At 61.4% G+C, this 13,612-nt stretch carries 12 protein-coding genes and 4 pseudogenes; 14 read left to right on the forward strand and 2 right to left on the reverse strand.

The genetic code is table 11. The features are described from left to right. The first annotated feature begins 35 nt into the window (after positions 1-35). From queA to ACCQ09_RS09160, 10 genes and pseudogenes are all read left to right on the forward strand, one after another. Positions 36-1,106, forward strand: coding sequence for a tRNA preQ1(34) S-adenosylmethionine ribosyltransferase-isomerase QueA (queA, locus tag ACCQ09_RS09115; protein WP_011037521.1), 1,071 nt, complete (start codon positions 36-38; stop codon positions 1,104-1,106). 78 nt (positions 1,107-1,184) lie between these two features. Beyond that, the gene (tgt, locus tag ACCQ09_RS09120) at positions 1,185-2,330 is read left to right on the forward strand and encodes a tRNA guanosine(34) transglycosylase Tgt (RefSeq protein WP_040941148.1); all 1,146 of its coding nucleotides are present in this window, start codon (positions 1,185-1,187) and stop codon (positions 2,328-2,330) included. Between the two features lie 132 nt (positions 2,331-2,462). Continuing rightward, a complete protein-coding gene (yajC, locus tag ACCQ09_RS09125; protein WP_011037519.1) occupies positions 2,463-2,816 on the forward strand; it encodes a preprotein translocase subunit YajC in 354 nt (117 codons plus the stop codon). 331 nt (positions 2,817-3,147) lie between these two features. Further along, positions 3,148-4,992 carry a protein translocase subunit SecD gene (secD, locus tag ACCQ09_RS09130; protein ID WP_029216986.1) on the forward strand — a complete coding sequence of 615 codons (1,845 nt, stop codon included), beginning with the start codon at positions 3,148-3,150 and terminating at the stop codon, positions 4,990-4,992. A 108-nt stretch (positions 4,993-5,100) separates the two neighbouring features. Continuing rightward, positions 5,101-6,069: a protein translocase subunit SecF gene (gene secF, locus ACCQ09_RS09135; protein WP_040941150.1), complete on the forward strand. Its 969-nt coding sequence runs from the start codon at positions 5,101-5,103 to the stop codon at positions 6,067-6,069. 496 nt (positions 6,070-6,565) lie between these two features. Beyond that, on the forward strand, positions 6,566-7,093 hold the full coding sequence (locus tag ACCQ09_RS09140; RefSeq protein ID WP_180334358.1) for a hypothetical protein: 528 nt from the start codon (positions 6,566-6,568) through the stop codon (positions 7,091-7,093). A gap of 77 nt (positions 7,094-7,170) precedes the next feature. Continuing rightward, complete coding sequence (locus ACCQ09_RS09145) at positions 7,171-7,401, forward strand: hypothetical protein (protein WP_029819658.1); 231 nt, start codon at positions 7,171-7,173, stop codon at positions 7,399-7,401. Between the two features lie 95 nt (positions 7,402-7,496). Further along, complete coding sequence (locus ACCQ09_RS09150; protein ID WP_033837308.1) at positions 7,497-7,814, forward strand: hypothetical protein; 318 nt, start codon at positions 7,497-7,499, stop codon at positions 7,812-7,814. Positions 7,815-7,955: 141 nt separating this feature from the next. Beyond that, complete coding sequence (locus ACCQ09_RS09155) at positions 7,956-8,330, forward strand: hypothetical protein (RefSeq protein WP_162871131.1); 375 nt, start codon at positions 7,956-7,958, stop codon at positions 8,328-8,330. Between the two features lie 44 nt (positions 8,331-8,374). Continuing rightward, a pseudogene (locus ACCQ09_RS09160) lies at positions 8,375-8,889 on the forward strand (IS3-like element IS1404 family transposase); the annotation flags it as partial. A 35-nt stretch (positions 8,890-8,924) separates the two neighbouring features. Here ACCQ09_RS09160 and ACCQ09_RS09165 read toward each other — a convergent pair. Further along, a protein-coding gene (locus ACCQ09_RS09165) for an IS3-like element IS1404 family transposase (RefSeq protein WP_100101058.1) occupies positions 8,925-10,027 on the reverse strand; the annotation gives its coding sequence in 2 pieces (ribosomal slippage) (positions 8,925-9,769 and positions 9,769-10,027; 1,104 coding nt in all). Positions 10,028-10,096: 69 nt separating this feature from the next. On the opposite strand from ACCQ09_RS09165, the pseudogene ACCQ09_RS09170 reads away from it, so the two are divergent. After that, a pseudogene (locus tag ACCQ09_RS09170) lies at positions 10,097-10,684 on the forward strand (IS3-like element IS1404 family transposase); the annotation flags it as partial. A 172-nt stretch (positions 10,685-10,856) separates the two neighbouring features. Here the strand turns inward: ACCQ09_RS09170 and ACCQ09_RS09175 are convergent. Further along, positions 10,857-11,081, reverse strand: coding sequence for a SymE family type I addiction module toxin (locus tag ACCQ09_RS09175; protein WP_080640084.1), 225 nt, complete (start codon positions 11,079-11,081; stop codon positions 10,857-10,859). Positions 11,082-11,694: 613 nt separating this feature from the next. Between ACCQ09_RS09175 and ACCQ09_RS09180 the strand changes: the two are divergent. The 3 genes and pseudogenes from ACCQ09_RS09180 to ACCQ09_RS09190 form a co-directional block, all read left to right on the forward strand. Next, a pseudogene (locus ACCQ09_RS09180) lies at positions 11,695-11,927 on the forward strand (imm11 family protein); the annotation flags it as partial. Between the two features lie 130 nt (positions 11,928-12,057). After that, positions 12,058-12,582 (forward strand): annotated as a pseudogene (locus ACCQ09_RS09185) (hypothetical protein); the annotation flags it as partial. Positions 12,583-12,697: 115 nt separating this feature from the next. Then, positions 12,698-13,336 carry a DUF1629 domain-containing protein gene (locus ACCQ09_RS09190; protein ID WP_040941153.1) on the forward strand — a complete coding sequence of 213 codons (639 nt, stop codon included), beginning with the start codon at positions 12,698-12,700 and terminating at the stop codon, positions 13,334-13,336. Positions 13,337-13,612 lie beyond the last annotated feature (276 nt).

Below are 13,612 nucleotides of genomic sequence, written 5' to 3' on the forward strand. Positions count from 1 at the left end.
AAACTAGCGCCCCCAAACCGCTGTACCGCCACGCCTTGAAGAAGTCCGATTTCCATTACGACCTACCCGAAGAGCTGATCGCCCAGGCGCCGCTGGCCGAGCGGGCGGCCAGCCGTTTGCTGGTGGTGCCGCCGACGCCGGCGGCCTTCAGTGACCGGCAGGTGCGCGATCTGCCTGAGCTGCTGCAGCCGGGCGACCTGCTGATCTTCAACGACACCCGAGTGATCCCGGCGCGGTTGTTCGGGCAGAAGGCGAGCGGCGGGCGGGTGGAGATCCTGATCGAGCGGCTGCTCGGCGGGCAGCAGGCGCGGGCGCAGATCGGCGCCAGCAAGTCGCCCAAGGCCGGCAGCGTGATCGCGCTGGACGCCGGTGGCCAGGCCGAGGTGCTGGGCCGCGACGGCGAGTTCTACCTGCTGCGTTTCGACATCCCCGCGCCGCTGGAGCATTGGTTGCTCGACGCCGGGCGCCTGCCGCTGCCGCCGTACATCCGCCGCGAGCCGGGGCTGGACGATCGCGAGCGCTACCAGACCGTGTTCGCGCGCGAAGTGGGCGCGGTCGCTGCGCCGACCGCCGGCCTGCATTTCGATGAAGCCCTGCTGGCGCGCCTGCGCGAGCGCGGGGTGGAGTTCGGCCATGTGACCTTGCACGTGGGCGCCGGCACCTTCCAGCCGGTGCGCGTGGATGCGCTGGACAAGCATGTGATGCACACCGAGTGGCTCAATGTGGGCGCCGCGCTGGTCGAGCAGGTGCGCCGCACCCGTGCGCGCGGTGGCCGCGTGATCGCGGTGGGCACCACCGTGGTGCGCTCGCTGGAAAGCGCCTGGCGCAAGACCGACGACGCCCCGCACGGCGAATTGCAGTCGTTCGCCGGCGAAACCCAGATCTTCATCCTGCCCGGCTACCGCATCCGCAGCGTCGATGCGATGGTCACCAATTTCCACCTGCCCGAAAGCACGCTGCTGATGATGGTCTCGGCCTTCGCCGGCTGCGACCGCATCTTCGCCGCCTACGCACACGCCATCGCGCAGCGCTATCGCTTCTTCTCCTATGGCGATGCGATGTTGTTGTGGAGCCGGGAGTGGGGAATCGGGAATGGGGAATCGTAGGGCTTGCCGCCACACGTTCTGCCATCGCCACCCGCTTCTCCGATTCCCAACTCCCGATTCCCCATTCCCGGCCTTCCAATGTCCCGACTCCAGTTCCAGCTCCAGACCACCGACGGCCATGCGCGCCGTGGCCGCCTGACCTTTCCGCGTGGCACGGTGGAGACGCCGGCGTTCATGCCGGTGGGCACCTATGGGTCGGTCAAGGGCATCCTGCCCGAGCAGATCCGCGCGCTGGGCGCGGAGATCATCCTGGGCAATACCTTCCATCTGTACCTGCGCCCGGGCCTGGACGTGATCGGTGACCACGGTGGGCTGCACGGATTTGCGCGCTGGGACGGGCCGATCCTCACCGACTCCGGCGGCTTCCAGGTGTTTTCGCTGGCGCATCGCCGCAAGATCACCGAACAAGGCGTCACGTTCTCCTCGCCAACCGACGGCGCGCGGGTGTTCCTGGGGCCGGAAGAGAGTATGCAGATCCAGAAGGTGCTCGATTCGGACATCGTGATGATCTTCGACGAATGCACGCCGTACCCGGCCACCGAAGACGTCGCGCGGCGTTCGATGGAGCTGAGCCTGCGCTGGGCGCAGCGCTCGCGTGAGGCGCATGACGGGCTGGGCAATGACGCGGCGCTGTTCGGCATCGTGCAGGGTGGGGTGCACCCGGACCTGCGCAGCCGCTCGTTGGACGGTTTGCAGGCCATTGGCTTCGACGGCTATGCCATCGGCGGCCTGGCGGTGGGCGAGCCCGAGCACGAGCGCAATGCCATGCTCGAACACCTGCATCCGCGCCTGCCGGCCGAGCGGCCGCGCTACCTGATGGGCGTGGGCCGGCCGGAGGATCTGGTCGAAGGCGTGGCGCGCGGGGTGGACATGTTCGACTGCGTGATGCCCACCCGTAACGCCCGCAACGGTCACTATTTCACCTCGTTCGGCACGGTGCGCATCCGCAACGCCAAGTACGAACGCGACCTGGACACCATCGAGCCGGGCTGCGGCTGCCACGCCTGCAGCAGCGGCTACACGCGCGCGTACCTGCGCCATCTGGACCGCTGCAACGAGATGCTGGCGCCGATGCTGGGCACCCTGCACAACCTCTGGTACTACGAAAAACTGATGGCCGACATGCGCGCGGCGATCGCGGCGGGAACCTTTGTGGAGTTCCGGCGGTCCTTCTATGCGGCACGCGGCGCCACCACGCCGCCGCTGCCCGGGGAATCCAGCTGAGACCTGCCGTCCGTGCCCTGGCGCGGACGGCGTGGGACCCGCATGGCATAATTCCCGGCTGTTCCGCTCCGGCGGTACCTGAATGGCGAGCGGGCCGCTGGGCGCGCTGGCACCAAACCTAGGATGCATAGAATGAATCTGCTCGATTTCCTGATCCCCGTCGCCCAGGCGCAGGCCACTGGCGGCGCGCCGGCCCCCGGCCCGATGGGAAGCCTGTCCACCTTCGCGTTGCCGATCATCCTGATCGCGGTCATGTACTTCCTGATGATCCGCCCGCAGATGAAGCGCCAGAAGGAACACAAGGCGTTGCTGGACAAGCTGTCGCGTGGCGATGAAGTCATCACCTCCGGCGGCGTGGCTGGCGTGATCACCGACATCGGCGAGAACTTCATCACCGTGGAAGTGGCCGACAACGTGCGCATCCGCGTGCAGCGCAGCGCCGTTGGCCACGTGCTGCCCAAGGGCACGCTGAAGTCCGCCAGCTAAGTCGCGTCATCGGCAGCGGGCACCGTCCGGCGCTGCCGGCAGGTGCTCGAAAACGGCAGGGGCCGCTCGTACACTCCGCTGTCGTTGCGCTGCCAATGCGTGCTTGGGTCAGCTCAAGACGTCGCTGCAAGTGAACACCTGCAACACCACAGCTGCGCGCACCCTCTGGTGGGCGCAGTCGGTGCACGAAGTCGGACCACGCCCCCGGGCGCTTTTGCTCCATGCACTGCCCGTATCCACCGGATGACCGCTCGCGACGCTGTATCGGCCGCCTGAAGTCGTTCTCACTGCTAGGCGCGGCGCCGGGATGGTGCCGCGCGGGACTGTCGCAATGCTCGAATTTCCTCGCTGGAAGTATTTCCTGATCCTGGTGGTGCTGGCGGTCAGCGCGTTGTATGCGCTGCCCAACGTCTACCAGAAAGACCCGTCCGTGCAGATCACCGCCAGCCGCGGTGCGCAGCTGGACGACGCGTTGCGCAGCCGGATCGACGCCGACCTCAAGAGCGCCGGCATCACGCCCAAGGCGGTGACCCGGGAAGGCGACAGCCTGATGGTGCGCCTGCCCACCCTGCAGGCGCAGACCCGTGCCAACGACGTGTTGCGCCAGCAGCTGGGCGAGAACTACACGGTGGCGCTGAACCTGGCATCCACGGTGCCGGACTGGCTCGCCAAGCTGGGCGGCCGGCCGATGGTGCTGGGTCTGGACCTGGTCGGCGGCGTGCACTTCGCCATGCAGGTCGATCAGAAAGCCGCGCTGGAAAAGCGCCTGGAGGGCTTTGCCGAGGACATCCGCACCACGCTGCGCGATGGCCGCATTGCGTATCGCTCGGTGGAGCGTCGTGGCGACAACAGCATCCAGGTCTCGTTGGGCGAGGGCGCCAGCGCCGATGCCGCGCGGACCGCGCTGGCCAAGTCGCAGCCAACGCTGACCTACGACGTCAGCGGCCAGACCATCTCGGTGAAGGTGCCGGAGGCCGAACTCAAGCAGATCGCCAGCGGCGCGATCGAGCAGAACCTCACCACCTTGCGTAACCGGGTCAATGCACTGGGCGTGTCCGAGCCGACCATCCAGCGCCAGGGCGAAGACCGCATCGTGGTCGAATTGCCCGGTCTGCAGGACACGGCCGAGGCCAAGCGCCTGATCGGCGCCACCGCCTCGCTGGAATTCCGTGCCGTGGTCGAAGGCAATGCCGAAGACGCCGTGCGCAGCGGCAGCATCCCGCCGGAAGCCAAGGTCTACCGCGTGCGTGACACCGGCGCGCCGGTGCTGCTCAACAAGCGCGCGCTGGTGACCGGTGACCAGATGGTCAGCGCCAGCGTCAGCACCGACCAGAACGGCATGCCCGCAGTGGCAGTGACGCTCAACAACGTGGCCGGCCAGCGCATGCTCGATTACACCAGCGCCAACGTCGGCAAGCTGATGTCGGTGGTCTACATCGAACGCATTCCCACCGTGACCATGGTCGACGGCAAGGAAGTGCGCAGCGTGCGGGTCAAGGAAGAAGCGCTGTCGCCGACCCGCATCGCTGGCGTGTTCGGCAAGAACTTCCAGACCACCGGTCTTGAGAAGGTGGAGGCCGAGAATCTGGCCAAGCTGCTCAAGTCCGGCTCGCTGGCCGCACCGATGGACTTCGTCGAGGAATACGTGATCGGCCCGAGCCTGGGTGCGGAGAACGTGGAGCGGGGCGTCACCGCGGTGGTGTATTCGTTCCTGTTCACGCTGGTGTTCTTCACCATCTATTACCGCGTGTTCGGCGCGATCACCTCGGTGGCGCTGCTGTTCAACCTGCTGATCGTGGTGGCGGTGATGTCGTTGTTCGGTGCCACCATGACGCTGCCGGGGTTTGCCGGTCTGGCGTTGTCGGTGGGCCTGTCGGTGGACGCCAACGTGCTGATCAACGAGCGTATCCGCGAAGAATTGCGCCTGGGTGTGCCGGCCAAATCGGCGATTGCGGCGGGTTACGAAAAGGCCGGCGGCACCATTCTGGACGCCAACCTCACCGGCCTGATCGTGGCGGTGGCCTTGTATGCCTTCGGCACCGGGCCGCTGCGCGGTTTTGCGTTGACCATGATGATCGGTATTTTTGCCTCGATGTTCACTGCGATCACGGTTTCGCGTGCATTGGCGGTTCTGATCTATGGCCGCCGCAAGAAGCTCAAGTCTGTGGCCATCTGAGATGCGAGTCCTGCTGCGGCGCGCGCGCCTTTGCGCAACGCCGCAGCAGGAATCCCTGCGCAAGCGGCCGGACCTTGACGGTGCGGTCGTCCAACGGAAGCTCTTTTCATGAAACTGTTCCCGCTTCATCTCATTCCCAACGACACCAAGATCGACTTCATGCGCCTGCGCAAGCCGGTGCTGATCCTGATGCTGGTGATCGCGGTCGCCTCGGTCGGCGTCATCGTCGGCAAGGGCTTCAACTACGCACTGGAATTCACCGGCGGCACGCTGGTGCAGACCTCCTTCCAGAAAACCGTGGACGTGGACCAGGTGCGCGAGCAGCTGTCCAAGGCCGGCTTTGAAAACGCCCAGGTGCAGAACGCACGCGGCGGCAACGAAGTGATGATCCGCCTGCAGGCGCGTGAGCAGCACAACAACCGCGACGATGCCGCAAGCACCGTCGCAGAAGAAGTGCGCAAGGCCGTCAGCACCCCGCAGAACCCCGCCACCGTGCAGCCGGGCGAATTCGTCGGCCCGCAGGTCGGCAAGGACCTGGCCTTGAACGGTGTCTACGCCACGGTGTTCATGCTGGTGGGCTTTCTGATCTACATCGCGTTCCGCTTCGAGTGGAAGTTTGCGGTGGTGGCCAGCCTGACCGCGCTGTTCGACCTGTTGGTCACGGTGGCCTTCGTGTCGCTGACCGGGCGCGAGTTCGACCTGACCGTGCTGGCCGGCCTGCTGTCGGTGATGGGCTTTGCGATCAACGACATCATCGTGGTGTTCGACCGTGTGCGTGAAAATTTCCGTGCCTTGCGCGTCGAGCCGCTGGAAGTGTTGAACCGTTCGATCAACCAGACGCTGTCGCGTACGGTGATTACCGCGGTGATGTTCTTCCTGTCGGCGTTGGCGCTGTACATCTACGGCGGCGAGTCGATGGAAGGCCTGGCCGAGACGCACATGATTGGCGCGGTGATCGTGGTGATCTCGTCGGTGATCGTCGCCGTGCCGATGCTGAGCATCGGGCCGTTCGCGGTGACCAAGCAGGATCTGCTGCCCAAGGCCAAGGACGTGGAGGCGCTGGCGCGCCGTCCCTGATGGGTTGGCAAAAGGTGTGACGAAAAAACCGCGCATTGCGCGGTTTTTTCGTTTCTGGCGTGGGGCGTCGCGACTGCATGCTGTGCACTGTGACGCCACTACTCAAGATTGAACACTAAGGATCTCGTCGCACACGTGATGCCGATCGATACGCGGTACGTTGCGGTAGAGAGCCGCTGGCCAGGATGAAGCGCCGTGTCCAACTGAGACACGCCTGCTCAGTGCGCAGGCTGTGGTGCCGAACGCGCAAGCGGTCGCGCACTCGATCGAGCAGCCGCGTCGGCGGACGTGCTGTTACGCCATTGTTTTTGGGGGTGTATTTCATACGCCAGCGTCCTTGCTTGATAAGGCTGGAAGCCTCGCGATGGTGGAGTCCGCTTGCCGTCGCGTAATCCCGTGATCGCGGCTAAGATTTCCCCATTCACAAAGCGCCAGCGATCGAAGATACTCCGTGCAACACCGCATTTCGGCGGTCCAATAGTAGTTAGGCACCACTATGCCCATTCCAGCCACTCGTGAGAACCTTACTGAAGCTCTTGCGCGTGCTGATGATTCGTCGCGGGCCGATCGCGTAGATCGGATCGAGTGGCTGGCTCAGCACTACTTTCATCCGGGCGCGGTCATGGGTGATCTAACGATCCTCCACATGCTGGAAGAAGCGCGGCTCTGTTTTGTTTCCGGCCACTTTGTTGGTGCATTGCTCCTTGCCACTTCTTTCGTAGAGCACACACTTAGCGAAGAGCTAGAAAGCTTGGCTCCTGCGCAGGAGCGACATACATTTGAGCTAATGATTAAGGCCGGGCGCCAATACCTTTCGTTGCCAAATGATTTGTTTGACCGCACCGACAGGCTTCGGCAGCTGCGCAATCCGTTCACGCACCGCAAAGCGGCTAACCACCCTGATGCATTCGGCACCAGATTCTTGGCCCAAAAAGTCCATCCAGCTACGATACTGGAGTCGGATGCCAAGCTGGCTATGGAGGTCATGTATGAGTGGTTTCGGCGCACCCTGCGGAGTGCCTAACAATTCATTCAAGCCGAACCCGCTTCGCAGGTCGGCTTAATTCAGGCTTTAGACCGCTCAAGGAGTTCATCGTAACCATGAAGGTATTTCTGCACACCCGTAGCCCGAAGCAACGAGACTGGCTAAACGAGGAGCGAGATTTTTCTCGCATCCCCGTTGTGGGCGAGTACGTGGCAACCTCAAGTGACGGTCCGTGGTTCAAGGTTGAGCTCGTAGTTCACACGCCGTTTCCGTGCGACTTCGACGCTGAGGTGTACGCCGTTGCGGCAGACCACCTTGAGGTTCTCAAAGAGACTTTGGATGGCTAGCATTTCTCTGACGCGGCCTAACAATTCATTCAAGCCGACCCCGCTTCGCGGGTCGGCTTAACTAAGGCGTTAGGGCGCACGGAGGTAGCATCGCAATGCTCAAGAGGCTAATCAACGCTTTCGCTAAATCCAAGGCAGACAAAGACATCAAGCAAGGCCTCGCTCTCGTTCAAGAAAGGTGGCTGGCTTATCGATCTCTGAATCAAAAACCACCAGAACATGAGATCGTACAGTTCACTGGCCCATTCATTGCACCGATGATGTCTCAACTAGCTTCTGATCCGCGATGGGGCGGAAAGCCGCAATCTGCCATGCTCGACCTAATCTTCGTGGTGCTTCTTGCGGATGCAGACACGGAGGCTGGCCAAGGGAAGTTGCGCGCCATGCGAGAACTCCTAGGAGAACAAGCGTGATTTCCACAGCACACTGGCTGCGACCTAACAATTCATTCAAGCCGAACCGGCTTCGCCGGTCGGCTTAATTCAGGCGTTAGGGCTCACACACAAATGCCAGCACGTCTCTACCAAGAAACCCTAGACGAGATGGATCTGGCCTTGACCGCGCTGGCCGAGCTGACACCACCGCCACATGCCGTCCCGTTCAAGGGTGGTTTTGTCTATCGTCATATCGAGCAGCTTCCTCAGCAAGCGATCGTCCAAAAGCTTGCTCGCCTGCCATCTGGCCTTCGTGCGGCGGCCTCGCTTCTTGAGTCTGGATTCTTTCAAGAACAAGCCGCTCTACAACGATTGATCGATGAGATCGGAGAAGACGTCATTTTCCTGTCCATTCCGCTCATTTATGGCGGGGAGCAACCGGTCCATACTGAGTACCTACAAGCTTTCTTTGGAGAAGAGTTTGATCCTGCGACAGGCTTACCTACTACTCAAGATCGTCCGATGGTCAGGCGACGCCCCCCCAATTTTGAGTAGCGCCTCAGTTTGGAGTCCAATTCCCTACCCCGAGGAGATTGGACGTGAAGAAACGTTTTACTGACGAGCAGGTCATCGGCTTTCTGCGCGAAGCCGAAAGCGGCGTCGCCATCAAGGACCTGTGCCGGCGGCATGGCTTCAGCGAGGCCTCGTACTACCTGTGGCGCAGCAAGTTCGGTGGGATGAGCGTGCCCGATGCCAAGCGGCTCAAGGACCTCGAGTCCGAGAACGCGCGGCTGAAGAAGTTGCTGGCCGAGCAGCAGTTCGAGAACGACCTGATCAAGGATGCACTGCGAAAAAAGTGGTAAGCGCACCGGCGCGTCGTACGCTGGTGCGCGAATGGATCGGGCGTGGTGCCAGCGAGCGTCGTGCGTTGGCAGTGATCGGCATGAGCGCCAGTGCACTGCGGTATTGCCCGCGCGAAGATCGCAATGGCGAACTGCGCGAACGCATCTGTGCGTTGGCACATCGTCATCGCCGCTATGGCGTGGGAATGATCTATCTCAAATTGCGGCAAGAAGGGCGCATCGTGAACTACAAGCGTGTGGAGCGGTTGTACCGCCGACGTCCCCCCGCCCTGAGTAGCGGCCTGGTTTAGAGTCCGGGGTTGATGATATCGGTGTTTGCCAGATGTTGGGCATAAGCAGCCGGGGTCATGCCGCCGATTGCTTTCTTGGGTCGGTCCTCGTTGTATTCGCGTCGCCAGCGTTCGATTTCGGTGCGCGCGTGCAGTAACGTCGGGAACCAGTGCTCGTTGAGGCATTCGTCGCGCAGTCGGCCGTTGAAGGATTCGACGTAGGCGTTCTGGTTCGGTTTGCCTGGCTGGATGAGCCGTAGTTGCACATTACGGGCATGCGCCCAAGCGACCATCGCCTTACCGCAAAACTCCTTGCCGTTGTCAGTGCGGATCACCTTCGGCAAACCGCGACTGTGCGCCAGTCGGTCCAGCACGCGCGTCACGCCGTGGCCCGAGATCGCGCGCTCCACTTCGATGGCGACCGCCTCGTGGGTTGCATCGTCCACGATCACCAGACACTTGATCACCCGGCCTTCGGCAGTGCGGTCGAACACAAAGTCCATCGACCACACCTGGTTGGCCTGCGATGGCCGCAGCAGCGGTTGACGCTCGCCTATTGGGACCTTCTTGCGCTTGCGGCGGCGCACTTGCAGCTGCTGCTCGCGATACAGCCGCTCCACACGCTTGTAGTTCACGATGCGCCCTTCTTGCCGCAATTTGAGATAGATCATCCCCACGCCATAGCGGCGATGGCGATGCGCCAACGCACAGATGCGTTCGCGCAGTTCGCCATTGCGATCTTCGCGCGGGCAATACCGCAGTGCACTGGCGCTCATACCGATCACTGCCAACGCACGACGCTCGCTGGCACCACGCCCGATCCATTCGCGCACCAGCGTACGACGCGCCGGTGCGCTTACCACTTTTTTCGCAGTGCATCCTTGATCAGGTCGTTCTCGAACAGCTGCTCGGCCAGCAACTTCTTCAGCCGCGCGTTCTCGGACTCCAGGTCCTTGAGCCGCTTGGCATCGGGCACGCTCATCCCACCGAACTTGCTGCGCCACAGGTAGTACGAGGCCTCGCTGAAGCCATGCCGCCGGCACAGGTCCTTGATGGCGACGCCGCTTTCGGCTTCGCGCAGAAAGCCGATGACCTGCTCGTCAGTAAAACGTTTCTTCACGTCCAATCTCCTCGGGGTAGGGAATTGGACTCCAAACTGAGGCGCTACTCAAAATTGGGGGGACGTCGCCGCGAGCAGCAGCTGCAAGTGCGCCGCCGCAAGCGCAAGAAGGTCCCAATAGGCGAGCGTCAACCGCTGCTGCGGCCATCGCAGGCCAACCAGGTGTGGTCGATGGACTTCGTGTTCGACCGCACCGCCGAAGGCCGGGTGATCAAGTGTCTAGTGATCGTGGACGATGCAACCCACGAAGCGGTCGCCATCGAAGTGGAGCGTGCGATCTCGGGCCACGGCGTGACGCGCGTGCTGGACCGACTGGCGCACCGTCGCGGTTTGCCGAAGGTGATCCGCACTGACAACGGCAAGGAGTTTTGCGGTAAGGCGATGGTCGCCTGGGCGCATGCCCGTAATGTGCAACTACGGCTCATCCAGCCAGGCAAACCGAACCAGAACGCCTACGTCGAATCCTTCAACGGCCGACTGCGCGACGAATGCCTCAACGAGCACTGGTTCCCGACGTTACTGCACGCGCGCACCGAAATCGAACGCTGGCGACGCGAATACAACGAGGACCGACCCAAGAAAGCAATCGGCGGCATGACGCCGGCTGCGTATGCCCAACATCTGGCAAACACCGATATCATCAACCCCGGACTCTAAACCAGGCCGCTACTCAGGGCGGGGGGACGTCGCTACCGCGGAAAACTTGGGCTTGGCGCCTAACAATTCATTCAAGCCGAACCCGCTTCGCGGGTCGGCTTAATTCAGGCGTTAGGCCCGTAAAAACAGAATGCCGCAGACGGAAACTGATCCGTCTGCGGCATTGTTAGTATCACTCTTCGGCAATGATTGTGATGCCACGTTCGGTCACTTGCACTTGTGCTTTGTGGCCTACGGAAAATCCTGCCGCTTGCAACCAATCTCCGCTCAAACGCAAGAACGGTACCTGTCTCGGCAGGGTCCGGCGCTCTACATCTTTATGCTTGCTTTCGTAGACCTGATAGCCAACGGTTAAAAAACGCAGTTCCGGCTGCGCAGTCTTTCTCTTTACGGCCATAGTGGTGCTCCTAGCGGATTGTTGAGTTACGCCCCTGTTGAGAGGGCGACCGAGTACTTCAACACCGCCGCTAGACGGCCCCCAGCTTTCCCCGGCAAGCCGGGTCTTGTATGACTGGACGCTACTCGGCCATAGAAACTATGGACGCAAAAAAACCGCGTTTCAGTCGCGGGCACTGCTAGCGGAAGGTATGTTGAGTACCTTAGGTCAACTTAGCGCCTTACTGGCTCTCGGTCAACTGGTGGGCATGGGCCTAACAATTCGTTCAAGCCGACCCCACATCGTGGCAGCGCCAGCGTGCTTTACGCTACGCTAGCACGTAGTCGCTGCCCCGCTGCGGGGCGGCTTGACTCAGGCGTTAGGCGGTGGTGAAGCAAAACAACTTGGCGTTCTACCTCGTCAGCTGCCTCAGCACGCACGGGGGGCGTCGGTTTCAAGATCATCATGAGATCGAGCAGCAGACGCTGAAGAACGAGTCGCACTTATCAACCAGGCCTTCTGCCAAACTCCAGATTGGCTGACAGAAGTAGTTGAATGCCCATGCAGCCGATGATTGCGCTAGACTTCGGTCACAGCAATCCATGGGTGTGAGCCTGTGGACGGGATGCAATACATGGAAACCAACATCACCAATCAGCCCAAAAAGGGCGAGTTTTTCGAGCTGCTGCCGGACGGCCGGCGTGGAGGAAGGGCCATGGGGTGATCTTCGAAAATGAGCAGCCTCTTTTGACGCCGCCGCAGCTTATTTTGCAACCGGACGAAGAAGGATTTCCTCCGTTGAGAGAGACGCCACTATTGATCTCCAACCCCATGGAAGGGGCGTTGCCTCAGGATCTAGAGGGAGGAGGTCAAACCCACGATCAGTCACTTGCCGGACCGCCTCGATCTTGAACTCATCCGTATATCGCTTGCTGCTCATAGACACCTCCGAATCGACCATTTTCCATGGCCTTGAGATGTCTAGGAAACCCTGGGCGTATCAGCCCGCCGTTCGGCCGAGTTGCTGGAACAAGGCAATGCCACGGCCGCGCAATCGGAAGTTCAGCATGCCATTGCCCGCAATGCGGGCGGGTGGGCCGGTGGTGCCTCCACGGCAGCAGCGCTGGGCGGAACTGGCTTCGTGCCCGCGGCGTTGGTGGTCGGCGACGCGCTGTTGATGAGCAAGGCGTTCGACAAAGGCGCCGATCTGCTGGACAACCGCGCCATCTACCACCAGACCGACAAGGCGGGCGTTGAGTGGGAGTTCAACGGTCGCAACTGGCAGCGCGAAGCGGCCATAGATCTGGCCCATGATGGCCGGCGCACGAGCGGCGAGCAGCCCGTGGTCGCCAGCTATGAAAAATCGCAGGAACTGGGCGCTCTGGCCAACGCCAAAGCGGTGGAACTGGCGCTGGGCAAGGTCCCGACGCCCCAGGACCCCTTCAACCTCCCAGCACGGGCCAGCGACCAAGTTGGACTAGACAACCAGAAATGGCATCGCAATCCCGAGCGTCAGGTCAAAAATCTAGAGCGGGTTACAGAACACTACCGTTGCACCGTCTGTCCGGAAATGAGGCTGCGGCGCTAGACTGTGCCGCAATGATCCCGGTGACATAAATCAATGACGGATACAACCCATGGAAACGACAACAGCCAATCAGCCTAAGGCTGGTGAGTTCTTCATCCTCGAAGCGGGCGCGATCAACGGCCCCGGGCATGGCGTCGTCTTTGTGAACTTGGATAGATTGCTGACGCCGCCGCGCTTGATTCTTTTGCCAGAAGGGGGGGGCTTTCCTGCGCTACGGGAGAAGCCTCAATTGATCTACAGTCCAAGCAAAGGTGTTCCTCCGCGGGATTTGGAAGCTGGTTTTAGTGGCTACTGGCTTGTGTCTGAGAGGCTTCATCGAGTCATGCTATCGGTCGATTCCAAAGCCTTTGCTTTTGCGGAAGTAGACTACCGCCTCGCCGATGGAGCGGAGGGGCGGCGCTACTACCTCTGTGACGTGGTCCAAGAGATTGACGCATTGGACGAGTCGACTTCCATACTCTCCATCGAGACTGGCGAAGAGTTCATCAACGGTAAGTTTTACGATTTGACTGGTGGCACAAGCGTCACGTTTAAGCATGACCGGCTGGGTGCCGCACATGTTTTCAAGACCCCTTATAACGACACGGTTTTCTGCGATCGGTTCTTCAAGGATGCGGCTGCTGCCGCAGGTATCGCTACCGACACCGATGCCGACGGCCTGTGGTTTATCGACGCCTCGGACATCTAGCAGCGCGGTAACGCTGAGAAGTAAGGAGCCTGCTTCATGCCTCGCAACGGACCTGTTTTTCAAGATCATCATGCCATCGAGCAAAGGACGCTTGAACGAAGCCCACTTTTGGAGATGCTGGCAGAAAAGGGGAAATTCGATATTCATGCCCCGGAAAACCGGATATTCCTGCCAGCCGATCCTGCATTCGCACAAACACTTGGCATCACACCGCATAGCGGTGGTCCTATCTCGGATTACCAGATCGGGCTCCAGCAAAACTTGCGGCGTTTGCAA

It is taken from the genome of Xanthomonas sp. NCPPB 2586 (assembly GCF_041475775.2).
In the GTDB taxonomy this organism is placed as follows: Bacteria; Pseudomonadota; Gammaproteobacteria; order Xanthomonadales; family Xanthomonadaceae; genus Xanthomonas; species Xanthomonas campestris.

Excerpts from the sequence above, each read along its gene's own strand:
- secD (WP_029216986.1), top strand. The coding sequence starts at position 3,148 with ATGCTCGAATTTCCTCGCTGGAAGTATTTCCTGATCCTGGTGGTGCTG.
- tgt (WP_040941148.1), top strand. The coding sequence starts at position 1,185 with ATGTCCCGACTCCAGTTCCAGCTCCAGACCACCGACGGCCATGCGCGC.
- ACCQ09_RS09150 (WP_033837308.1), top strand. The coding sequence starts at position 7,497 with ATGCTCAAGAGGCTAATCAACGCTTTCGCTAAATCCAAGGCAGACAAA.
- secF (WP_040941150.1), top strand. The coding sequence starts at position 5,101 with ATGAAACTGTTCCCGCTTCATCTCATTCCCAACGACACCAAGATCGAC.
- ACCQ09_RS09140 (WP_180334358.1), top strand. The coding sequence starts at position 6,566 with ATGCCCATTCCAGCCACTCGTGAGAACCTTACTGAAGCTCTTGCGCGT.
- ACCQ09_RS09175 (WP_080640084.1), bottom strand. The coding sequence starts at position 11,081 with ATGGCCGTAAAGAGAAAGACTGCGCAGCCGGAACTGCGTTTTTTAACC.
- yajC (WP_011037519.1), top strand. The coding sequence starts at position 2,463 with ATGAATCTGCTCGATTTCCTGATCCCCGTCGCCCAGGCGCAGGCCACT.
- ACCQ09_RS09145 (WP_029819658.1), top strand. The coding sequence starts at position 7,171 with ATGAAGGTATTTCTGCACACCCGTAGCCCGAAGCAACGAGACTGGCTA.
- ACCQ09_RS09190 (WP_040941153.1), top strand. The coding sequence starts at position 12,698 with ATGGAAACGACAACAGCCAATCAGCCTAAGGCTGGTGAGTTCTTCATC.